Source organism: Lysinibacillus sp. 10T31 (assembly GCF_056394365.1).
Genome location: NZ_JBFTHS010000019.1, coordinates 35,626 through 59,478, shown reverse-complemented (window position 1 = coordinate 59,478; position 23,853 = coordinate 35,626). Strand labels below are relative to the sequence as shown.

Sequence of the window (23,853 nt, the reverse complement as noted above, 5' to 3'; positions counted from 1 at the left end):
GTATGAAAAATTTATTAGCAAACCGTGTAAAAACTTTAACACCATCTTCAACTTTAGCAATTACTGCGAAAGCAAAGGCGTTAAAAGAGCAAGGTATCGATGTTATTGGTCTAGGTGCTGGTGAGCCTGACTTCAATACTCCACAAAATATTTTAAATGCTGCCATTGACTCGATGGAAAAAGGTTTAACAAAATATACACCTGCTGGCGGTCTTCCAGTACTTAAGAAAGCTATTATCGATAAACTTCAACGCGACAACAATCTTACATACAAGCCGAATGAAGTAATTGTAGGTGTTGGGGCAAAACATATTCTGTACACTTTATTCCAAGTAATTTTAAACGAGGGCGATGAAGTTATTATTCCAATTCCTTATTGGGTATCTTATCCTGAGCAAGTAAAATTAGCGGGCGGTGTACCTGTTTATGTGGAAGGCACAAGTGAGCAAGGCTATAAAATTACTGCGGATCAATTAAGAGCTGCTGTGACAGATAAAACAAAAGCAGTTATTATTAACTCTCCTAGCAACCCATCAGGTATGATTTATTCTCGTGAAGAGATTGCTGAAATTGCTGCTGTTGCAGAAGAAAAAGATATTTTAATCGTGTCAGATGAAATTTATGAGAAGCTTGTATACAATGGTATTGAGCATTTTTCAATTGCACAGTTATCTGATGCAGTGAAAGCACGTACAATCGTTGTAAATGGTGTTGCAAAATCCCACTCTATGACAGGCTGGCGTATCGGGTATGCTGCAGGGGATGCGGACATTATTAATTCAATGACTGATCTTGCATCACACTCTACATCAAACGCAACAACAACTGCACAATATGCAACAGTGGAAGCGTATAATGGACCACAAGACGCTGTAGAAGAAATGCGTCAAGCATTCGAATCGCGTCTTGAAAAAATTTATCCACAGTTAAGTGCAATTCCTGGCTTCAACGTTTTAAAACCTCAGGGTGCATTCTACTTATTACCAGATGTAGCAGAAGCTATGGCTCATACTGGCTATGAATCAGTAGATGCATTCGCTGCGGATATTTTAACAGAAGCAAACGTAGCAGTGATTCCAGGTTCTGGCTTTGGTGCACCAACTACAATGCGATTATCTTATGCTACATCTTTAGACTTATTAGAAGAGGCAGTCCGTCGAATTGATACATTTGTAAAATCAAAATGGCAAGACTAATCCTTTTAACCAACTTTGGAGGATTTCTATGAAAAAAATTATGATTCAAGATATGCCAAAGCATATCGGTGAAACCGTCAAGCTAGGTGCTTGGCTAGCGAACAAACGATCAAGTGGTAAAATTGCCTTCTTACAATTACGTGATGGTTCTGGCTTTGTACAGGGCGTTGTTGTTAAAGAAGAAGTAGGCGAAGAAATTTTCGCCATTGCAAAAGGTATGACTCAAGAAACTTCAATGTACATTACGGGAGAGGTTAAAGCAGATGAGCGTTCAAGCTTTGGCTGTGAAATTGCTGTAACTGGTATTGAAGTACTACATGCAGCAACTGATTTCCCTATTACGCCAAAAGAACATGGTCCGGAGTTTTTAATGGATAACCGTCACTTATGGCTACGTTCTCGTAAGCAACATGCAATCATGAAAATTCGTAACGAAATTATTCGTGCAACTTACGAGTTTTTCAACAACAATGGCTTTACAAAAATGGACCCACCGATTTTAACTGGGTCAGCTCCAGAAGGTACTTCTGAGCTATTCCATACAAAATATTTTGATGAGGATGCCTATCTTTCTCAATCTGGTCAACTTTATATGGAAGCGGCTGCAATGGCATTAGGTAAAGTATTCTCATTCGGTCCGACGTTCCGTGCAGAAAAATCTAAAACACGTCGTCACTTAATCGAGTTTTGGATGATTGAACCGGAAATGGCATTTGTGGAATTTGAAGAAAACCTAGAAGTACAAGAACAGTATGTATCACATATTGTGCAATCAGTTCTGGCAAACTGCAAATTAGAATTAGAGCGACTTGGTCGAGATACTTCAACACTTGAAAATATCAAAGCACCATTCCCTCGTATTTCTTACGACGATGCCATTAAATTATTACATGAGCAAGGATTTGACGATATTGAATGGGGCGATGATTTCGGTGCACCACATGAAACAGCAATTGCTAATTCATTTGACAAACCTGTATTCATCACTTGTTACCCAGTAGGTATTAAGCCATTCTACATGCAACCACATCCTGACCGTGATGATGTAGTATTATGTGCAGATTTAATTGCACCAGAAGGTTATGGTGAAATAATTGGTGGTTCTGAACGTATTCATGACTATGATTTATTAAAATCACGTCTTGAAGAACATCAATTATCTTTAGATGCTTATGCATGGTATTTAGAGCTACGTAAACAAGGTTCAGTACCACATTCAGGCTTCGGTCTTGGATTGGAACGTACAGTGGCATGGATTTCTGGCACAGAGCATATTCGTGAAACGATTCCATTCCCACGTTTACTAAACCGCTTATATCCATAAGCAACAACTAGTTTTGTTTTAGGTTTTGCTGCCGTTAAAGCAGTTAAAATTAAAAAAGTCGCGTAGTGATGTATCTACGCGGCTTTTCTACTTACGATGGAAAAAGGAGTCAAGTATAATATGAGCACAAATAACAATCGACTCCGTACATGGACTGAGCAGAGAATGATTCAAATTCCTCAGCTTTTTTTTCAGTTTTATAAGGAGTTAAATATTGAGGATGATGAGGCACTTATTGTTATGCATTTACTTGCGTTCCGTATGGAGGGAAATGACTTTCCAACGCCAAATGACCTGATGAATCGTTTGACAATGTCTGGCAATGACATATCTTCTCGTCTACAGCGATTAATGCAAAAAGGTTTCCTTGAAATAACAAGCGATGTCGATGCAAATGGCAAACTATATGAAAAATACTCGGTATACCCACTCTGGGAGCGTATTATGCAGATGATTGAAATGAAGGAAAATCAAAAATCAGCAGCATCAATTCAACAAGAAGAGGGTGAAATATTCCGGTTATTTGAAGAGGAAATGGGGCGTCTTTTATCTCCTTTAGAGCTAGAAAAAATCGGATTTTGGTTAGATGAGGATAAGCACAGTCCCGCGCTTGTTAAGGAGGCGCTTAAGGAGGCTGTGTTTGCTGGCAAGCTAAGTATTCGTTATATAGATCGAATATTACTGGAGTGGAAAAAGAAAAATATTACGACACCACAGGCTGCACAAAAACAAAGCGAGCAGTTCCGAGAAAAACAAACATTTAACCGACCTCCAGTCCGAACAATGCAGCAAGAAACGCAGTCGACAAATAAAGTACCATTTTATAATTGGTTAGAAGAAAGAGAATAGGGGGCTTCCAACATGTTAACAAAAAAACAATGGGAGCATTGTCTAGCGGAAATGGATCGTATGTTTCCTGATGCACATTGTGAGTTAGTGCATGACAATCCGTTTGAACTAACTATTGCCACGTTATTATCGGCACAGTGTACGGATGTACTTGTAAACAAAGTAACGAAAACATTGTTTCAAAAATATAAAAAGCCGGAAGATTATTTAGCTGTATCATTAGAGGAGCTGCAACAGGACATTCGCTCCATTGGCTTGTATCGAAATAAGGCAAAGAATATTCAAGCATTATGTCAAAGGCTATTAGAGGAATACGAGGGCGAAATACCAGCAAGCAGAGAAGCACTAGTTACATTGCCTGGTGTTGGTCGTAAGACGGCTAATGTCGTGTTGTCTGTAGCTTTTGAAATTCCTGCACTTGCAGTGGATACACATGTAGAGCGCGTGTCTAAACGATTAGGACTTTGTCGCTGGAAGGATTCAGTGCTTGAAGTCGAAGAAACAATTATGAAAAAAACACCGATGGACAAGTGGTCGAAAACTCATCATCAGCTAATTTTCTTTGGTCGTTATCATTGTAAAGCTCAAAACCCTAACTGTCACACTTGCCCTTTACTTGATGATTGTAGAGAAGGGCAAAAGCGTTTAAAGAAAGGGTTGGTGAAGGAAGCGTGAATGTAGAGGCGATCGAAAAGGAAAAAATAGATGCTTGGTTTGCAGATTGGACAGAACTAGAAGGCGAAATTCATGCTGCTCATGATGCAAGGAATGGTGAAGCAAAAGGATTGATGGAAAAGGCCATTTTATTGTTTGAGCGCTTAGTGCAAGATGCAGGGGATGAAGTGTTGCCTATTAACGGTGTCGAACGATTAACCTTTATAAAAGCAAAGCCTAGTCAATATGCCTGTTATCGTCAGCTCGATGAATTATTTAAGGAAACAAAAAAACGAGCAGCACGGCTACGCTTACAGGCTGCAAAAAAGTAATATAGACGGATAGATTAAGCAAACTGAAAGATATAAAAGAGGCTGGTACATAACTGGTCAAAACCTTAATAGCGCGAGAAATCAATTTTAGAAATGTTGATTTCTCGCTTTTTTCATTTGGCACTGTGACTCTACTGTTGTTTTCCGAAGCATTCCGCTCGCTTTCCGCGGGCGAGCGACGAGCCTCCTCCTACGCTTCGCTTCGTGCGGGGTCTCGTCTGTCTCGCTTTCCCGCAGGAGTCGAGCGATGCTTCTCCAAACAACGCAATGTGTCACACTATTATTTTAGTCACGCTTTCCATTATAATAAAAGAATTAATGTGCAGTGGTGCTCCTGATGATTTTAAATCAAGAAACCCATAATTTAAGTCCATATTTGGCGATCTACGATATTGTTGTGCCAAAAGATAATATACTTCGCCAAATAGAGAAGGCGCAAAAAATAAAACATATTCTGCCACAATTAAGTCGGATATACATGCCGAACAGGAGGCTTGTCAAAATACGGAAGCATTTAGGCAATTAGCCGCAAAACGTTACAAAGTAGAATCGAAGAATAGTGAATTGAAAAATGGACACGGGTACGATACGGCATCGACTGCGGGTCTATTTGGCATGGAAATTCAAGGTGCTATAACGATATTAGCTGTCAATTTGAAACGGATATTAAAACTACTTTAACGAAAATGAATAAGGAATAGAGACAGAAATAAGGCACTCCCTGTTCAAAATCGAACAAGAAGTGCCTTATTTTTATCTGAAAAAGGTTCGCCTTTATGAAAACGTAAATTTTTCAGTGCCCTTGCGTTGTGCTACTCTGCTTTATTTTATTCAGTAGTTCCGGTACCATCATCCGGTGCGGTTGGTTCAGTTGGCGTTGTTGGTGGCTTGCTACCATTATTGTTGCCATTGTTACCTGGGGGGGTACCATTATTTCCTGTATTGCCGCTGTTCCCATTCCCATTAGCGTTACCGTTCCCACCAGCGTTACCAGTACCGCCAGTGTTAGTATTGCCATTACCATTGTTGCTGTTATTGCCATTGTTCCCATTTCCGTTACCATTGTGGTTACCGTTGTCTCCGTTGTCTCCGTTGTCGCCATTTTCATCAGGTGCTGTTGGTTCCTCAACATCAGGTTTATCCGGAGTATCTGGCTCTTTATTTTTATCCTCTTCATCAGTCGTACCTGTTACTTGGAAGGAGGTTGTACCTGGTTTACTGCGTGTACCATCTACAACTGCTACGACAGAAATCGTGTAATTGCCATCTTCCAGTTGTTTGTTGCTAACTGTTAAGCCTTTGCTTTCCGTTGTACCAAGAGAAATAGTCTTTCCACCTTCTTGTGTAGCGGATACCTCGAAGGTTGTTGGTAGCGGTTCATCTGTTTCCGGATCAAGCATTGCATCATGCTCCCAAGAAATATTGATAGATTGACCTTCTAAATCTAGGCTTGCACTTACATTGTAAGGTGAAGAAAGTTCTGGCATTGCGTATTCATTTGAAACTTCCTTAGGCTCTGTACCACGTACAAATAGCTCTGTTCGACGTTTCTCACTTGGAGTAAAGTTACTTGCTAATTTAAGTGGCTTTGAGCCTACTTCAATTGTAGCTTCCACAACTGAGCTTGGTTTTTTGAAACTTGGTGTTTCAACGTTCTGCGAAATTTCTTGCATAATTTGTTTAAATAAATGTTGTGGTAAACGACGTTCATCCCAAGTTGTAATAGGATCAAAGTGTTCTTCATAGCCACTCCAAATAGCGATTGAATAATTTGAAGTGTAACCAGCAAACCATGAATCTGGCACACTAGTATCCGGTAAATTATGCTTGTTAAAATCGGCGCTTGAATAGTTTGTTGTTCCTGTTTTACCTGCGATATCTAATCCAGATACATTGGCTGCAGTACCTGATGCATCAGGTTTATTGCCGACAACGTCACGTAACATATCTGTTACCATATAAGCTGTATAATCGCTCATTGCTACATTAGACTCTGGTGTGTAGTCTTTTGTTGTTTTACCATCGCGATAAACGATTTTTGTAATCGCATAAGGATCAGTATAAACACCATTATTCCCAAATGCTGCATAAGAAGCTGCCATTTGCGTAGGAGACATCGTAATATCCCCACCACCGATTGCATCAGATTCATAAACATTTTCAGAAGTAATACCTAAACGACCAACAAATTCTTGAGCTTTATCAATACCAACTTCTTTTAATGCTTTAACAGCTGGAACGTTACGTGAAGCATATAAAGCTTTACGTGCTGTTATTGCTCCCATGTATTTATTATCCCAGTTCGTAATGGTTTGTTTCGTTCCTGTGTAGTTCATTGGTTCATCCACAAGTGTTTGACCTGTTGACCATTTTAAATTTTCGATTGCTGGCCCATAATCTAGTAGTGGCTTCATTGTTGAACCAGGTTGATGTTTTAAGTCATATGCATAGTTGAAACCACGTTCAGCCCCGTAATTGCGTCCGCCGCCGATTGCTTGAATTTGACCACTTTTCGTATCAACGACAGCCACACCCGATTGAATCTTATCTGTTGGGAAGTTACTGTCATCATTCATAATGTTTTCAACAGTTTGTTGCGCTTTCGGATCAAGTGTTGTATAGACTTTAATTCCTTCAGCCATTGCACTACCATCACCGTTTTTCTCTAATTCATTAATAACGACATCAAGGAAGGCATCGTATTTAGAACCAGAAAATTTTTGACGTGTCGCATCGTCAGCTAGGCCAGCTTGAACGTCTACTTTTTTTGCTTCATCCATTTCAGCTTTTGTAATTTTACCATGTTGATACATTAATCCTAGAACCGTATTACGACGTTTTTTTGCAAGTTCAGGATTTTTCAATGGATTGTAAGCATTTGGACGTTGCACTAAACCTGCAAGTAATGCTTCTTCATCTAAAGTTAAATCTTTTAATTCTTTACCATAGAAATATTGGGCTGCTGTACCGAAGCCATAAACACGACCTGACATCAGCATTTTGTTAAAGTACATTTCAAAGATTTCTTCTTTTGTATATTTACGTTCTAATTTAAAGGAAAGCCAAGCTTCCTGAGCTTTACGTTTTAATTTTTTCTCATTTTGTAAAAATGAGTTTTTAACAACTTGTTGTGTTAATGTTGAAGCCCCTTGTGCCCCGAAGCCATCACGGAAGTTAGCGAGTATTGCTCCACCGAGGCGATAAAAGTCCATACCACCGTGTTCGAAAAAGCGTACATCTTCCGTTGCAAGGATAGCGTTAATCATATCTTGTGGTATATCCTCATATTTTACATATTTACGGTTTTCTGCACCAATCGTTGCAAATAAATCACCGTTTTTATCATAGAACTCTGAGGAAACTGGGTCCTTCAGTAAGTTTTCATCTAGTTCAGGTGCGCTACTTGCATAATAGGCGAATAAACCAGCACCTCCAATAAAACATGCAGCTACAATAGCTACAAGTGTTAACGTAATGCGCTTGAACCATTTTTTCTTCGTTGGTTTCGGAACGCTTTTTTTATTTTTTTGAGCGAGAGCCTTTTGATGCTCACCGCGTGTCGGACGACGTTCAGTCATTCTACTATCTCCTCACTTTCAGAACCATGGCTTTTTGCTTCAATTAGCTTTTGAACAATCGGTAAATAATCGATACGTGGATAATAGCTTGTAGGAATTTCAAAAGCTTCCTTTTCTATACTTGAAAAGGGAATCGATTTACGTTCACCGTTTTCCATCGCTAGCCAGGCCTTTTGTAAAACATCGTATGGCACGATAAAATATCGTTCAAAAGCTGAGAAACGAACGATAATAAAAGCCACACCATTTTGTTCCGTCACTTGCTGCATATGTGTCATTTGATGCAAGTGAATATTCTTTAGGGGAAAACTGGTCTTTGAAGCAGTTTCCTTTGCATCAAAATCAATATAATGCCCGTTCCAAACACCATTGTAATCTGTTGTTGATGGTGTACGGAAGTAAGCCTCACGAATAACTGCAGCACTCCGTGATGGGTACTCTACTTTGACGATTTGCACGGGAACAGGTTTCTTATGAATGATAGCAAGTCGCCTTTTTACATAATAATCGTTTGCTTCATTAATTTCATCTTCTAGTGTTTTACCTCGATTACTAAAAGAAAAATCCTTGTCCTTTCCCTTTTTTGCTGTTTTTTGAACAGTTGGATTAGGGGAATACAATTTCCCGTTCGGATAATGAATTGTCACTTAGTTCACCCTCTATAATACTGCTATTATACAATAGTTTACCATGATTAAGTAGCAGTTCTCCAGTTCCATTAATAGTATGATTGATGCTAGATTTACGATGGTTGAAATTACCAATAAAAAATCGGTCTTTGGGCAATTTTCGCCTCTTAAAGTCGAAAAACATCATGTAATATAACTAGTTCTTTCACGCGAATCGTCAAAATAACTGATGAAATTCCCAAGCAAATTAATAGAAAAAACTGTACTCCATGTTAGCTTCTCTACTTGAAAGACGATTATGCCGACGACGAAATCTAATAGACTAGTTTAATAAAATTTTATCGAAATACTTCTTCTTTCAGCTAACTTACGCTTATTTTGTCACGCATGAAGGTAATTTTATACATGCGGGGAATACATAAATTAAAGCAAAGGGGGCGTTATTTTGAACAAGTTAAAACAATTAGTTGCGCAGTTGGATCTGGTCAATCAATTACTGTTAACGAGAGTGTCTTTGGAAAACAATGCACAGAGCATGCAATTTTTTATGCAGCTCAAATCTGTTAGCCAGAAAGTAAGCTTAGCAGAAAAGAACTGGCAAGTAAAGAATGCTTGTTCGCCTATTAGTAGTGAAAAATGATAGACTTTGGTACACTTATCTCATATGCAATTTAAATAACTCAATATGAGTATTTTTCATACATTATTTACCACGATGAATGATGTGCCTTGAAAAAGACACATCACCAAAAGCTAAGGGTGTCATTCTTTTGAAAGTTATGTCATTTATATAAGCTGATTGGAGTGAAGACTTGGCAACTTCTTGGGCACAGTTTAGCCCTTAGAATGAGCCGATGGTGGGACAAAGGCTAAAAGCATCATGTCCTGTGATCGCGCCTTCGTGAACGACATCCTGCGCTGTTGCTACGCTTTCGCACAAAAAAGCATTTGTTGGCTTAAAGCTTCCGGCGGATGTCACGCAATTATGCCGAGGCATAATTGATAAAAGCAGGTTCGGAAAATTAGCTTAAAATGATACTATGCATTCACGTAAATATAGATGAATCTTCATTTTAAGGAAGAATCCAACCTAATTAATATAAAACTTTAAGGCTCGCCACCAAAAGTGGAAAGACATTTCTTGAAACGTGTGTCATGTAATAGGTTGATGAAGTGAGGCTTAGTTATTTCTTTAGGATCCGCGTCATAGATGAAATCAGGAGCGATCTGTTGAGGAACGAATAGGCATGGTGTTTTGTGATCACGCCTTCGTGACCAACATCCTATTGCCACGAGCGGCTCATCGGACGCCCTTAGGAAAGTGCACAGTCGAACGGAATCAATCCCACGTTAGGTAGGTTAAGGGTCTTCATTGATGAGATGAGGAGCGAAATTGTTGTTAATACAGAAAACTTCCAAATTAATAGATGAATGTGAAAAATGTGTATCACGCTTCTGGCAAATGCGTGAGGAGAATCGTACACCTGACTTTTTTGTTGAGGTTAAGCCACACGCTGATGTCATTCACCAGCTTTTAAAGGAATGGCAGCAGGAGGCAAATGAGTGGATTCAAAAAAATCAGCCAAAATATATGCATACACAACAAATTGCTTCAGCGGCAGAATCGATGGAGCAATTTGTTGTGCAATCCTTTTATAAAGAAACGAGTAAAAAGCGTTTTTTAGATGCGATTCATTCAACCTCTTATACGTTAAATATTTTTGAAAGGTTAGTGAAGGAGATAGAAACAGATGTTATCGAAAAAAAGGACCATTAGTGAACTGCTAAACGAGTGGAGATATGATGAGGAATTGAAGGAACGCATTTTACACTGGCAAACGCTTGAAGGACGTGAAGCTAAATATGCACCTTTTCCAGCGAATTTACATCCTTCACTCGTTAAGGCTCTTCGAACAAGAGGGATAGAACAACTGTATACCCATCAACGTCAGGCGTTTGATTACGCGATGGAGGGTGTTTCCTTTACCGCCGTTACACCAACAGCGTCTGGAAAATCATATTGCTACCATTTACCGGTACTACAAAAAATATTAGAAGATAAAAATTCGCGCGCAATTTATTTATTCCCAACGAAAGCTTTTGCACAAGATCAGAAAAATGATTTAAATGAATTAATCGAACAAAGCGGTGAGGAAATTTTAAGCTATACGTATGATGGGGATACTGCCCCGGGCATTCGCCAAAAGGTTCGTAAGGCAGGGCATATTGTGATGACAAATCCTGATATGCTGCATTCGGGGATTTTGCCGCATCATACGAAATGGGTTTCACTATTTGAAAATTTGCAGTATATCGTCATTGATGAGTTGCATACATATAAAGGTGTGTTTGGCTCACATGTTGCGCATGTTATTCGAAGATTAAAGCGTATTTGTGAGTTTTATGGCAGTAAGCCGATTTTCATTTGTACATCAGCAACCATTAAAAATCCAAAAGAGTTAGCAGAAGCTTTAACGAATGAAAGCCATGCCTTAATCAGCGATTCCGGAGCGCCAGTTGGGAAAAAGACATTTCTTTTTTATAACCCACCCATCGTCCATAAAACATTTGGCGTGCGTCGAAGTGCTGTTTTAGAGGTGAGCGATCTCGCGAAAAGGTTATATACAGCAGGTATTCAAACTATTATTTTTGCTAAAAGTCGTGTGCGAGTAGAAATGATTGTGACGTATTTAAAGGAGCTTACACGCAATAAGCTATTAGATGAGTCGGTACGAGGTTATCGTGGTGGTTATTTACCCTCTGAGCGACGTGTTATTGAACGAGGGCTTCGTGATGGTACTATTCAAACGGTGGTTAGTACAAATGCACTGGAATTAGGTGTTGATATTGGCCAATTACAAGCATGTATCATGACAGGGTACCCGGGAAATATCGCAAGTGCTTGGCAGCAAGCGGGTCGTGCTGGTCGTCGTCAGGACGAGGCGCTAATCATTTATGTCGCGCAATCGGCAGCACTTGACCAGTACGTTGTGAACCATCCACTTTTTTTACTTGGCAGTGCACCAGAGGAAGCACGTATTTATCCAGAAAATATGTTGATTTTAATGGATCATTTAAAATGTGCAGCATTTGAGCTACCATTTTCCGTGCAGGATACGTATGGTGAATATGAGATTCAGGAGTTACTTGTATATTTAGCGGAGGAAGGCGTTGTTTTTAAAACGAGTGAGAAGTGGCATTGGATGAGTGACCGTTTTCCGGCACATGATATTAGTCTTCGTTCTGCATCACAAGAAAATGTTGTGATAATTGATATGACTGTCCCTGCACAAACAAAGGTTATTGGTGAAATGGATCGTCATAGTGCAATGACATTACTACATGAAGAGGCTATTTATTTGCATCAGGGCATTCAATTTCAAGTAGAAAAGCTTGATTGGGAGGAAAAGAAAGCGTATGTACGAGAAGTAGATGTCGATTACTATACTGACGCTAATCTAGCGGTTGAGATGAAGGTGCTAGAGGAAGATCGGAGCCGAGATTATAAAGGTGGGATTATTGGCTTCGGTGATGTTGGCTTAGTCGCGCAGGCAACGATATTTAAAAAAATACGCTTCGGTACACACGATAATATCGGTTCTGGCCCTATTCATTTACCACCAGATGAAATGCATACAAATTCATCGTGGCTATCATTTAACAGAGTAGACCAGTGGTCCGAAGCTGAATTAACGGATGCGATGACTGGGGCAGCTTATGGCATGAACGCCTTTATCCCGATATTTATCCAATGTGATAGCAGTGATGTAGCTGTCGTACCTCAGGTAAAGGCCTCTCATAATGAAATGCCAACATTCTTTGTTTATGATAAGTATCCTGGTGGTATCGGCTTAAGTGAAAAGGTTTATGACTTATGGGAAGATCTTTTAATCAAAACCTTAGAGCATGTTTCAAATTGTCCTTGTGAGTCTGGATGTCCATCATGCATTGGAGCCCAAGACAGTTTGCAGGAAGGGAAGAAGAGGGTAATAGAACTTCTTCGGATATTAAATCAAATTAATGCAAATTAAAAAGAGGGCTTAAGGAATAACCAAGTTATTTCCTTAAGCCCTCTTCATCTATCAGTTTATAAAAAAATAAGATGACAAAAGCAGCACCAAATAAAAAATGATGCTGCCCCATGCCATTCATTTTAATTACTTTGTTGTAATAAATACAGCGTCATCAAAAGTAATATCTGCACCTAGTGCTTCACTTACAAAACGTAAAGGTACCATAGTTGTTCCTTTATAAATTTCAGCTGCATGATTTAATTTAATTGTAGTTGTAACGCCGTTTGAATTAACGTAAGCGTTTTTATTTCCAACGCCAATGACAATTTTTTTACTATCTTTGTATGCAGTCACTTTTTTTGTTGTATTGTCATAAGTAACAGTTGCTCCAAGTGATACAAAAATAGCTTTCATAGGAACTAAAGTTGTTCCGTTTTTAATATAAGCAGTTGGGTTGTAATATTGCTTAACATTATTGATATATACATCTACAGTTGTAAGCACTGGTTCTGGTGGACTTTGATATGTTGGTTTTTTGGGACTTGTATTGGTAGAAGGTGCTGCCTCGTTACCTTTATTATGATAATGATAACCTGTGCAAAGACCTTTTGCTTTAGACTTTGCAGAACAGTTATGACCACCATTACTATCAAGACGACCTGGGTGTGCATCAGCCGTTAATGATGTCGCCATAAACAAAGACAACATTGTAATAAATAATACCAATTTCTTCATGAATATCCTCCTATTATATAAATATGGAATCATTATACTACTAAATGGATTATATTCACATAGTTTTATTGCAAATATTAGTTTTCGTGTGAAATAGAATTTATAGAAGTCAAATATGACAATCTTGAATTAAAACAATATTACTAAACATTATGAAAAAAGGAGATGGAACTATAAAAGCTCAAAATGGAATAGATGCGGAGGATAGTCTAACTGTGGACCGAAATGAAAAACTAAAGAAAGACATTTAAACAATGAAGGATTCATTATGTGAAAAAGCCAATCTGCAAACAAAGCGTCAGCTACAATTGTCTTATGTACCGAAAGCACAGTGTCAACTACAAATTCTTATATACCGAAAGCGTAGCGACAGGTACAAATGTTTTTTGTAACGAAAGTGAAACGGCAGTTACAGAAGTCTCTCATCTCTATAGGTTGTAGGTTTAAGTTACTTTTCAGCGGATGTCACAGAAACGGAAAGGAGTTAATAAAAGATGTTAGCCTAAAATCATCGACTAACTGACCTGCATCGGTAAAAACGCCACGTCATATGGCATTACCGAAATGACCGACATCATGTCGGCACTTATGCAAGCCTAAGCACAAAGCCGATTCTGGACACGCAATTTTGCCAAAGCATAATTGATATTTACCAGCGGAAAGCTGTTCTGAAACGAAAGTATAGTGACAGGAACACTTGACTAGTCTTACTTCATTTACATTCTCTTTGTGCAGAAGTTAAAAGATGCGTTATGATTAAAGTAAGTGAAGAAAAAAGTACTACAAGTTAAAGCACAAAGCCGATTCCAGACGCGATTATGAAGAGGCAAAATTAATATGCAGAAAATGAGTGAAGTGAATGTCTTACGAAAATAAAATTTTACAAATGAAAAAAATGCTCGGTAAAAAAACGACAACAACTATAAAAAAAGAGGATAAACCTGCTTATCAAAAACCTGTTGCTCCAAGCTATACCAAGCAGTGGGAAAAGGCGGGTTTAACAGTTGTAGAGAATGATTTCGGTATTGTTTTTAAACGACAAGTGCATTATCCTTTTAGTTTTCAGCATGGTCATTATAAGTTGCAGTCATATTTTGATGCATTAGTAAAATGGCAAGAGGCAAAGTTCGAACATCCATATGCGTTAGAAATGAATGAAAAGGTGTTGTTTTTTGATACAGAAACTACCGGCTTAAAGGGTGTAGGCACACAAATTTTTCTTCTAGGCTTTTTAGAAGTATCGGAAGAAGATGAAAGCTTTATTTTAACTCAATATACTCTAGCCGATCCTGCTCATGAGGCAGCGTTACTTTTTGAATCAAAGCTTTGGCAAAAAACAGCAACGGTTATTACCTACAATGGAAAAAGCTTTGATTGGCCGCAGCTTGAAACACGTTGGACACTCCACCAAAAAGAATTACCTAAACTGCGTACACAACGGCAAATCGATTTGTTGCATAGTTCAAAGCGTTTATGGAAAAATGATATGGAACGAATGAAATTAAAATCTGTTGAAGAAGAGAAGCTTGGCTTCTCTCGCATTGGAGATATACCTGGATATCTTGCACCAATTATTTATTTAGATGCAATCAAAAGTGGTGTTCCAGATGCACTTATGAAAGTCCTTCTTCATAATGAATGGGATTTACTTTCACTGATTACGCTTTATGTCCATTCTACAAATTTGCTATTTGAAGAGACAAGCGAAGAATCGGCAAAAACGTTTACGAATATTGGGAAATGGTATGCTGATTTAAAAGAGAGTTCACAGAGCGTAAAGGTTTTGGAAAAGGTAACGACCCAATTTGATGCACTTGAAGCAGGAAATGCACAATATTATTTAGCAATCCAGCATAAAAGAAATAAAAAGTTTAGTGAAGCGATCGATGCATTTGTGGCTGCTCTCCATTTCGTTGATCAGCGAAAAAAGTTGCATGTATTAGAACAGCTCGCTATGATATATGAGCATCAAATGAAAGATTATGACCAGGCCCTTTATTATACACAAGAGGGCATCGAATTAATTGAAAAGAATGAGCAATGGAGAGTAGAACAAAAGCAAAAATGGGGAATTTCTTGGGAAAAAAGGTTATTTAGGTTAGGAAATAAGAAATAATTTCCCAGGTAAGCGCAAGAAACGACAAGTTTAGCCTTACATTTGATGTTGTCAGACGATATAATGTGATGAAGTGTGCTATAATGAAACGTATGTAGTGTGAGGAAGGGCGATGTGAATGGATATTAAATTAACGTCAAAAATGATCCTTGAAAAGGAATTTAAGAAAAATTTTAAAGGCTACAATGTAGAAGAAGTCGATTCATTTCTTGATGAGATAATACAAGACTATGAAACGTTTGAAAAAGTGGTGGCCCAACTTCGTGAAGAAAATAAACAATTAAAAGAAGAAATTGATAATACGCCTAAGAGACAACCTGTCGCATCGGCAACTGGTACGACAAACTTTGATATTTTAAAACGTCTTTCGAATTTAGAGAAACACGTATTTGGTAGTAAGTTGTACGAATAATTTTTTATCAAATATATATTGTATTTATCATAAAACTCTAGTATAATCTTTTTATCATCATGAAATTCTGGTAATCGCTGCGGCGCTAGACGTCGTAGAGGAAAGTCCATGCTCGCACGGTTCTGAGATGACCGTAGTGTTCGTGCTTACTGAAAAAATAAGGTAAGGCAGCTGTAATGGCTGACGGCGGAAGGAAAACCTAAGTCTTAATGATATGGTTGAAACTTCCTGAAAGTGCCACAGTGACGTAGCTTGCTTGGAAACATGCAAGGTGGAACGAGGTAAACCCCACGAGTGAGAAACCCAAATTATGGTAGGGGCACTCTCTAGAAGGAATTGAACGGATAGAGGGACAGAGTTAGCTCTGTAGATAGATGATTACTACCCGGCCGTACGAGGCGATAGCTGTTTGAGTACTCGGGAACAAAACATGGCTTATGGAATTTTTTGATGCTTATTATGAAATGACAAGCGCTCTCCAATTTGGTGGAGAGCTTTTCTTTTGAATAAAGTAAGAAAAAGTTACTTGTTAATCATGTCTAGGCATGCGCGATATACGTTTGAGAATAAGGCTGTACACCGTTGGTCATGCCTCTGTCGCTACGATTCGAAACAAAAACATCTAATAAACGATTATCGCAACGATGTACATATTGTCTACATACGAGTAGACTGGCGCAAAAGCGCTTTTCTAAATAATGAGGGTAGTAAAGAGAGATAGGATGGAGCGGAAACATGAACGGAGTGAACGATAGTCTGGAGAAGCTAAATTCGATTTCCAAATATCCTACTGCCTTAATGACAAAGATCTTCGAAAATGTATCTGAGGGCATCATGATTACGGATAAAGATAAAAGAATAGAATTGGTCAATCCCGCATTTGAATTTGTAACTGGCTATAAGCGTAATGAAGTGATTGGAAAAACGCCAGCCGTTCTACAGTCAGGTGTTCATGAATTGCAATTTTATTTAGATATGTGGCAAACGATACGACAAGAAGGCAATTGGCAGGGGGAAATATGGAATCGCCGTAAAACCGGAGACGTATATCCAGAATGGTTAACAATTGTTGGTGTAGCCAACGATGAGGGAGAGATTACAAATTACTGTGGTATTTTCTCAGATTTGTCTGAAAGAAAAATAGTAGAAAATGAACTAGAAAAGCGTTTATTAACTGACTCATTAACGGAAGTATCAATTCGATTTGCTTATATTGAAAGAATGGATAATCTATTAGAATCAACTTCTACTATTTCTCATTCAGTACAGCATGCAGTCTATTTTTTAGATTTAGATCGATTTAAGCAAATTAATGATACGTTAGGTCATGCAGTCGGAGATACCATTCTAGTCGAAGTGGCAAAGCGCTTAAAAACATTGTTAAAAAATAAAGATATCATTGCTAGATATGGCGGTGATGAATTTGTTATTACGTTAACAAACGTGAAGAATGCTAAAGAAGCCGCAAATTTTGCTGAACAAATTATTGGGATTATTGAACAGCCTTTGGATATTAATGGTCAAGATATTTTTATTTCTACGAGTATTGGTATCAGTATGTATCCATTAGATGGTGAAGCAACAGAGCAATTGATTCATTGCGCTGACAAGGCAATGACTTATTCAAAAAAGAATGGTCTTAATGACTATGCGTTTTATTTTGATGAATTGAAGACTGACTCTCAGCGCGTTTTATTATTAGATTCAGAACTACGAAGAGCCATCGAAAATCGAGAATTTGAGCTGCATTTCCAACCTAAAATATCTATGGAAAATGAAGAGATTCAAGGGTTAGAGGCACTTGTTCGTTGGAATAGTGAAAGGCTAGGATTTGTCTCTCCGGCAGAATTTATTCCTTATGCTGAGGAAACAGGATTAATCATTCCTTTAAGTGAAGTGATAATAGAAAAAGCTTGTGAGGCAGTTATAAAGATGCGTCAATGTGGCTACAAAATTCCAGTTGCTATCAATATTTCAAGCATTCACTTTAAGCAGCAAAACTTTTTAGACTCTGTTCAAGCGATATTAGAGCGTTATAACACGCCTGCTAACAATTTTGAAATCGAAGTTACAGAACGTACTGTGATGAACAGTGCCAATGAAACGGTTAGCAAGCTTGTGCGACTGAAGAAAATGGGCTTTAAAATTTCTATTGACGATTTTGGGACAGGCTATTCGTCTCTTAGTTATTTAGTTCGCTTCCCCCTTGATTATTTAAAAATCGATCGTAGCTTTATTCAGCATATTGGCTCACTCGATGAAAAACAGGCAGTGGTGGATGCGATTATTCAAATGTCGCATCGCCTAAAAATGAAAGTTGTTGCTGAAGGTGTAGAACAAGCACAACAAGTGGATATACTACGTAAAATGAACTGTGATATTATTCAAGGCTTTTATTACAGCAAACCTTTGCCACTTCACGAACTTATTGAGTTTATGGAGTATTGGGAAATTGAACATCAAGGAAGGAATTAGTGTATGGCAAACTATAAATTAGTAGCAACTGCTGCAATGGGATTAGAGTCGATTGTAGCACAAGAGGTACAGGCATTAGGCTATGAAACAACAGTCGATAACGGCAAAGTGTATTTTGAAGGTGACGAAACGGCCATTGCACGAACAAACTTATGGCTACGTGTAGCTGACCGAGTAAAAATTGTTGTAGGACAATTTCCTGCAAAATCTTTTGAACAATTATTTGAAAGTGTAAAAGCTCTACCTTGGGAAAAATACTTACCGGTTGATGCAGCTTTCCCAGTATCGGGGAAGTCTGTTAAATCCAAATTATTTAGTGTACCTGATTGTCAGGCAATTACTAAAAAAGCAATAGTAGAGCGCATGAAACTGCATTATAAACGTTTAGGATTTTTAGATGAATCTGGTGCAACTTATAAAATTGAAGTTTCGATTTTAAAAGATGTGGCTACACTTACTATTGATACATCGGGTGCGGGCTTGCATAAACGCGGTTATCGTCAAGCACAGGGCGAAGCACCATTAAAAGAAACATTAGCAGCGGCACTCGTACAAATTTCAAAGTGGAATCCGAGTCGACCGTTCGTTGATCCATTCTGCGGTTCAGGTACAATTGCATTGGAAGCAGCAATGTTTGGACAAAATATTGCACCGGGCTATAATCGTGAATTTATTTCAGAGGATTGGCCATGGATGAAGGCAAAAATATGGGATGCAGCGCGAGATGAAGCGGATAGCTTAGCGAACTATGATCAACCATTAGAAATTATTGGGTCTGATATAGATCATCGCATGGTGAGTATTGCACAAGAAAATGCACTAGAAGCGGGCTTTGGTGATATGATTACGTTCAAGCAAATGCAAGCACGTGATTTTACTACACTGCTAACAGATGGTGTTATGATTGGTAATCCACCATACGGAGAGCGTATTGGTGACATCGAAGTCGTGGAGCAGGTAATTCGTGATTTAGGAAAAGTCATGAAAAACTATCCGACTTGGTCTGTATACATGTTGTCCTCAATGAAAAACTTTGAGGAATTGTACGGTCGTCAAACGACGAAGAAGCGTAAATTATTCAATGGCTTTATTGAAACGAATTATTACCAGTTCTGGGGACAAAAGTCTAAAAGAGATTAACAAACGATAACGGAAGATAAGATTTTTTCTTATCTTCCGTTTCGTCGCGTATAATAGGACCAGATAGTTAGAGGGGGAACGTCAATTGCGTAAATCTTTACCATTTGTATTAACGAAGGACCGCTCATTTTTTGAGTCATTAGGTGACTGGATGGGGGACGTCCTTTACGATGAATTACCTGAAAAGGGCTTTGAATGCCGTGATGAACAAATTTTTATGGCCTATCAAATTGAGCAGGCGCTAAAAGAGAAAAACGTGCTATTTGCAGAGGCTGGTGTAGGGACTGGGAAAACAATTGCCTATTTATTACCAGCAGTATCCTATGCACGCTATACTGGAAAACCAGCCCTGATCGCATGTGCTGATGAAACCTTAATCGATCAGCTAGTAAAAGAGGGCGGCGATATTTATAAGCTGCAGAAAACGTTAGGTCTTGAAATTGATGTTCGCTTAGCAAAATCACGAGACCAATATTTATGCTTAAAGCGTTTTGAGGAAGCTGAAAAAGTGGAATCCGACGAATGGATCGATGATATTGCGTTTTCTATACCCGATGGAGTATATGCACAGGGCTCGATGATTGCTATACAACCTTATGGTGACCGCAGTGATTATCCAACTGTCAGTGATGAAGATTGGCAAAAAGTAAACTACAACTCGATTATGCAGTGTTCAGTTTGTGACCAGCGTAATCGATGTGGTCAAACATTACATCGTGCACATTATCGTAAATCGGCGGATCTCATTATTTGTTCGCAAGATTTTTTAATGGAGCATTTAGCTACAAAGGATTCTCGTGAACGTGAAGGGCAATTAGCTTTATTACCTGAAGTGTCAATGATGGTGCTAGATGAAGGCCATTTATTAGAATATGCCGCACAAAAAGCAATGACGTATAAAGTTCAGGCGACAACTATTGTAATATTGTTAGAGCGTTTAATGGTAGATGGTGTGCGAGAACGTACTTTATATGCGATGGAAAAATTACAAGATGACCATGAGTTATTTTTTGACCAGCTACGAGATGATCTAGTAGCTTCTGAAGAAGAACGTAAGCGTATTAATAAATCGCCAAATCTGTTGAAATACGGTAAACAACTTATTGCTGATGTTGAAACATTACTTGAGGAATTTGTCTTTGAATCTGAAATGTATATGATTCCAGAGTATGAATTAAATATGGCGGAGGAGTATTTGGAACAATACGAGGCATCTTTACGTATTTTCATTGCACAGGGAGATGCAGTCGATTGGTTAGAGGAAACTGATGGAGAGGAAACGCTCGTAATTATGCCGCGTCTCATCACAGAAGTTTTAGCGGAAAAATTATTCTCTAAAAAACTTCCAATAATATTCTCTTCAGCAACTTTATCAGTCAACAAAGATTTTTCCTATATTGCTTATAGCTTAGGAATTCGTGATTATCAATCGTTTTCTGTTCCATCTCCATTCGATTATGAAGAAGTTATGATAATTTATTTACATGAGCTATCTCAAAAGGGGAAAACAGCTCGTGTTCAACAGCTATTACTTGACGGTGAAAAAACATTAATTTTGTTTAAATCAAAACAAGCAATGTTAGATTTCAAAGCAGAGTTACCTATTATGGAACGTATGTATGTAGCGTTTGAGGGGGACCGTGAACTATCAGGAATTGTTCGTGATTTCCAAGAAGGCACAATCAAAACATTATGCTCCTATCATTTGTGGGAAGGTCTAGATTTGCCGGAGGAGGCATTAACACGAGTTATTATTTATGATTTACCATTCCCTCCACATGATCCATTATTTGATGCGAAACGTACATTTGCAGAAAATCCATATGAAGAAGTGGAATTACCATTTATGCAACTTCGTTTACAACAAGGGATGGGACGTTTAATTCGTACTTCTAATGACCATGGTGATATTCATATTTTGTTGAATGAAGAAGAAGCAAAACAGCGTGAAACATTTGAAAATATATTAGCCGTTACACCAGAAATAAAGTAGAAAAAAGCGAGTTTGCATCTGTTGCAAGCTCGCTTTTTTTATATATTAAAATAATATTTTTATCGTGCGATAATAATGAGTTTGAAAAAAGTGTTGAATATTTCTCTTTTAAGCTATATAGTTCTTTGTAATGCAACAAAAATTATTAAAAAAATTTATTTTTTATATTGAAAATAATATTACAAAAGGTTTATAATGATGACAAGAATTTATAAGAATAATCAAAATTAACAGTTGGTTATTCCTTGATAGGGGGATTAAGCCTGTCGAACATTCAATCATTGTGTCGAAATTATACGAACTTATCTGTATCAGATATAGAAAAATTAATAGAAATAGAAGCCTCATTATCGTATTATGCTGAGTTGACAGATTGTTATATGTTCATAGATTGTTTGCTGGAAAACTTACCACATGCAATTGTTGTGGCAGAGGCTTTTCCAAAAACAGAAAGTGGCTTATACGAGAAAACTGTAATTGGTAAATTTGTATTTGAAAGCTTCGAGCCAGCAGTATTTGCTGCTTTTAAAAATAAAGAAAAATCGTCAATGACTAGAGCAATCACACAGGAAGGTATAACGGTTGAACAAAACGTTGTCCCTCTCTTTAATGACCAACAAAAGGTTATTGCAGTGTTAATCCAGGAAAAAAAGGTGGAAATGCAAACAACACCAAAAGACGATTTTCGACAAATGCCTTTTGCATTAATTGAGCATATTGTAGAGGCAAATTCTCAACCGATTCCAGTAGTTTCTGATTTGCTAGTAGAATCAATTATTCTCACAAATCATGAAAATAAAGTTATCTATAGCAATCCTGCGGGTCACCGATTTATATCGGAACTATCAGGGTTAGAACGTTTTGACAACGTTGCATTGAATAAGATTTTACCTTTTTTACAGGAAGTCTATGATAAAGGCGATGATGTCTTTTTCTTAGAAATTACGATTGATCGTAAATCCTTTATTGTGAAGAAAATTCCTATTCGTGATCAAAACGATAAAGTGACACTCCTCATTATTCAAGATCTTACAGAGCTTAAGCTGAAAGAAAATGAACTAATGATGAAAACATTTGCTATACGAGAAATTCACCACCGAGTGAAAAATAATTTACAGACAGTTACAAGTCTATTGCGCTTGCAAATGCGAAATGACTTGTCAGATTCTAGTGCAAGTGCTTTTCAAGAGGCATTAAATCGAATATATAGTATTTCATCTGTTTATGAACTTATTTTAGAAAATGAGGATAACGCTGAAGAGAAAGTAGACGTTATCGCGTTGTCTAAAAAGATTGGATATAAAATGGTTGGGACATCCAACACACCATCTATTCAGTTAACTTTTCATGACGATAATGTACAGTTATTTTGTCATTCTAAAAAAGCTGTTTCGCTCGCATTAATCATTTGTGAGCTACTGCAAAATGCACTGAAATATGCTTTTATTGGTCGTGAGGAAGGTACAATCGATATTCAATTTCAACAGGACGCTTCCACTATTTCACTTAATATTTCTGACAACGGCGTTGGAATGCAAGAGGTGAAGGCATCATTTGGAATGGAGATTATTACAAGACTTGTTGAATATGATTTAGCTGGCACATTTTCAATTATTCCTAGTGAACAAGGTACACATACTCAAATTCAGTTCCCTGTAAGTGAGGAGGTATTTATCCTAAATGACTAGGAAAGTTATGATTGTCGATGATGAGTCACTTATTGCGATGGATTTGAAGTTTATGCTAGAGGATAATGGCTACGAAGTGGTAGCACAAGCGAATAATGGAGAATCAGCAATTGAGTTGGCTTTTACACATAAGCCACAGTTAATCTTAATGGACATTAAAATGCCAAAGCTAGACGGTTTAAAGGCGAGTAAAATTATTGAACAACAGCTCGGTATACCGGTGCTATTTATATCAGCTTATAGTGAAAAAGAATTGTTACTGTACATGAAGCAGGACAATATTTTAGGCTATGTTATGAAACCGTTTTCTGAGAGAAATGTCCTTCCGGCATTGGAAGTAGCGTTTCACCAGATTGATAAGTATAACCGTCTAAATGGGGAATTGCTGCATAAACAAACAGAATTAGAAAAGCGAAAAATAATCGAACGAGCAAAAGGTTTGCTAATGCAGTCAGAGAACCTTAGTGAGGACGAGGCTTATAAAAAAATTCGCAGTGAGAGTATGCAGACTCAACAGGAAATGGCGCTTATTGCAAGGCGCATTATCAATACATTACAAGTAAATAGTTAAAGCAAAGACGCTTTAAAGAGATTTCCTCTTTAATGCGTCTTTTTTTTTTCACTCAGCTCCCACCTCTAAAGGTGGTGAGACGAATGTTGTTTGTGGTTCCTTTACAGTGGGTGTCCAACACCTGCTGGTTAAATATAAAGCCTTTGAT

Annotated in this window: 18 protein-coding genes, 1 other RNA gene and 1 pseudogene; 17 read left to right on the top strand and 3 right to left on the bottom strand. The window is 38.0% G+C overall.

The features are described 5' to 3' along the window. The first annotated feature begins 2 nt into the window (after window positions 1-2). The 6 genes and pseudogenes from AC1DCY_RS12725 to AC1DCY_RS12700 all read left to right on the top strand — a co-directional run. Window positions 3-1,196, top strand: coding sequence for a pyridoxal phosphate-dependent aminotransferase (locus AC1DCY_RS12725; RefSeq protein ID WP_477350600.1), 1,194 nt, complete (start codon window positions 3-5; stop codon window positions 1,194-1,196). Between the two features lie 28 nt (window positions 1,197-1,224). Next, complete coding sequence (gene asnS / locus AC1DCY_RS12720) at window positions 1,225-2,520, top strand: asparagine--tRNA ligase (protein ID WP_477350598.1); 1,296 nt, start codon at window positions 1,225-1,227, stop codon at window positions 2,518-2,520. 120 nt (window positions 2,521-2,640) lie between these two features. Beyond that, window positions 2,641-3,369, top strand: a complete 729-nt coding sequence (locus tag AC1DCY_RS12715) for a DnaD domain-containing protein (RefSeq protein ID WP_477350596.1) — start codon at window positions 2,641-2,643, stop codon at window positions 3,367-3,369. A gap of 12 nt (window positions 3,370-3,381) precedes the next feature. Next, window positions 3,382-4,044, top strand: coding sequence for an endonuclease III (gene nth, locus AC1DCY_RS12710; protein WP_049666611.1), 663 nt, complete (start codon window positions 3,382-3,384; stop codon window positions 4,042-4,044). Then, the gene (locus tag AC1DCY_RS12705; RefSeq protein ID WP_477350594.1) at window positions 4,041-4,355 is read left to right on the top strand and encodes a YpoC family protein; all 315 of its coding nucleotides are present in this window, start codon (window positions 4,041-4,043) and stop codon (window positions 4,353-4,355) included. Before nth ends, AC1DCY_RS12705 begins: the two co-directional genes overlap by 4 nt. Window positions 4,356-4,781: 426 nt before the next feature. Further along, window positions 4,782-5,036 (top strand): annotated as a pseudogene (locus AC1DCY_RS12700) (transposase); the annotation flags it as partial. A 146-nt stretch (window positions 5,037-5,182) separates the two neighbouring features. Here the strand turns inward: AC1DCY_RS12700 and AC1DCY_RS12695 are convergent. Together AC1DCY_RS12695 and recU are read right to left on the bottom strand one after the other, a co-directional pair. After that, window positions 5,183-7,933, bottom strand: coding sequence for a PBP1A family penicillin-binding protein (locus tag AC1DCY_RS12695; protein ID WP_477350592.1), 2,751 nt, complete (start codon window positions 7,931-7,933; stop codon window positions 5,183-5,185). Continuing rightward, a complete protein-coding gene (gene recU / locus AC1DCY_RS12690; protein WP_477350590.1) occupies window positions 7,930-8,580 on the bottom strand; it encodes a Holliday junction resolvase RecU in 651 nt (216 codons plus the stop codon). Before recU ends, AC1DCY_RS12695 begins: the two co-directional genes overlap by 4 nt. Window positions 8,581-9,007: 427 nt before the next feature. On the opposite strand from recU, the gene AC1DCY_RS12685 reads away from it, so the two are divergent. The 3 genes from AC1DCY_RS12685 (at window position 9,008) to AC1DCY_RS12675 (ending at window position 12,593) form a co-directional block, all read left to right on the top strand. Then, a complete protein-coding gene (locus tag AC1DCY_RS12685; protein WP_049666603.1) occupies window positions 9,008-9,202 on the top strand; it encodes a hypothetical protein in 195 nt (64 codons plus the stop codon). 753 nt (window positions 9,203-9,955) lie between these two features. Next, a complete protein-coding gene (locus tag AC1DCY_RS12680) occupies window positions 9,956-10,339 on the top strand; it encodes a YppE family protein (protein ID WP_477350588.1) in 384 nt (127 codons plus the stop codon). Next, window positions 10,314-12,593 (top strand): DEAD/DEAH box helicase, encoded by a 2,280-nt coding sequence (locus AC1DCY_RS12675; RefSeq protein WP_477350586.1) that lies wholly within the window; start codon window positions 10,314-10,316, stop codon window positions 12,591-12,593. The genes AC1DCY_RS12680 and AC1DCY_RS12675 overlap by 26 nt, the downstream gene beginning before the upstream one ends. Window positions 12,594-12,719: 126 nt before the next feature. On the opposite strand, the gene AC1DCY_RS12670 is transcribed toward AC1DCY_RS12675, so the two are convergent. Beyond that, a complete protein-coding gene (locus AC1DCY_RS12670; RefSeq protein WP_477350584.1) occupies window positions 12,720-13,310 on the bottom strand; it encodes a stalk domain-containing protein in 591 nt (196 codons plus the stop codon). A gap of 859 nt (window positions 13,311-14,169) precedes the next feature. Between AC1DCY_RS12670 and AC1DCY_RS12665 the strand changes: the two genes are divergently transcribed. The 8 genes from AC1DCY_RS12665 (at window position 14,170) to AC1DCY_RS12630 (ending at window position 23,705) form a co-directional block, all read left to right on the top strand. Then, window positions 14,170-15,426: a ribonuclease H-like domain-containing protein gene (locus tag AC1DCY_RS12665; protein WP_477350582.1), complete on the top strand. Its 1,257-nt coding sequence runs from the start codon at window positions 14,170-14,172 to the stop codon at window positions 15,424-15,426. Window positions 15,427-15,544: 118 nt separating this feature from the next. Beyond that, window positions 15,545-15,838, top strand: a complete 294-nt coding sequence (gene gpsB, locus AC1DCY_RS12660; protein ID WP_132359074.1) for a cell division regulator GpsB — start codon at window positions 15,545-15,547, stop codon at window positions 15,836-15,838. Window positions 15,839-15,900: 62 nt separating this feature from the next. Then, window positions 15,901-16,281: RNase P RNA component class B (rnpB, locus tag AC1DCY_RS12655), an RNA gene on the top strand. A 292-nt stretch (window positions 16,282-16,573) separates the two neighbouring features. After that, window positions 16,574-18,313 carry an EAL domain-containing protein gene (locus AC1DCY_RS12650; RefSeq protein ID WP_477350580.1) on the top strand — a complete coding sequence of 580 codons (1,740 nt, stop codon included), beginning with the start codon at window positions 16,574-16,576 and terminating at the stop codon, window positions 18,311-18,313. Window positions 18,314-18,316: 3 nt separating this feature from the next. Then, the gene (locus tag AC1DCY_RS12645; protein WP_477350578.1) at window positions 18,317-19,453 is read left to right on the top strand and encodes a THUMP domain-containing class I SAM-dependent RNA methyltransferase; all 1,137 of its coding nucleotides are present in this window, start codon (window positions 18,317-18,319) and stop codon (window positions 19,451-19,453) included. Window positions 19,454-19,538: 85 nt separating this feature from the next. Next, complete coding sequence (locus AC1DCY_RS12640; RefSeq protein ID WP_477350576.1) at window positions 19,539-21,446, top strand: ATP-dependent DNA helicase; 1,908 nt, start codon at window positions 19,539-19,541, stop codon at window positions 21,444-21,446. A gap of 245 nt (window positions 21,447-21,691) precedes the next feature. After that, window positions 21,692-23,134 (top strand): sensor histidine kinase, encoded by a 1,443-nt coding sequence (locus tag AC1DCY_RS12635; RefSeq protein WP_477350574.1) that lies wholly within the window; start codon window positions 21,692-21,694, stop codon window positions 23,132-23,134. Further along, window positions 23,127-23,705: an ANTAR domain-containing response regulator gene (locus AC1DCY_RS12630; protein WP_477350572.1), complete on the top strand. Its 579-nt coding sequence runs from the start codon at window positions 23,127-23,129 to the stop codon at window positions 23,703-23,705. Before AC1DCY_RS12635 ends, AC1DCY_RS12630 begins: the two co-directional genes overlap by 8 nt. Window positions 23,706-23,853: the final 148 nt, after the last annotated feature.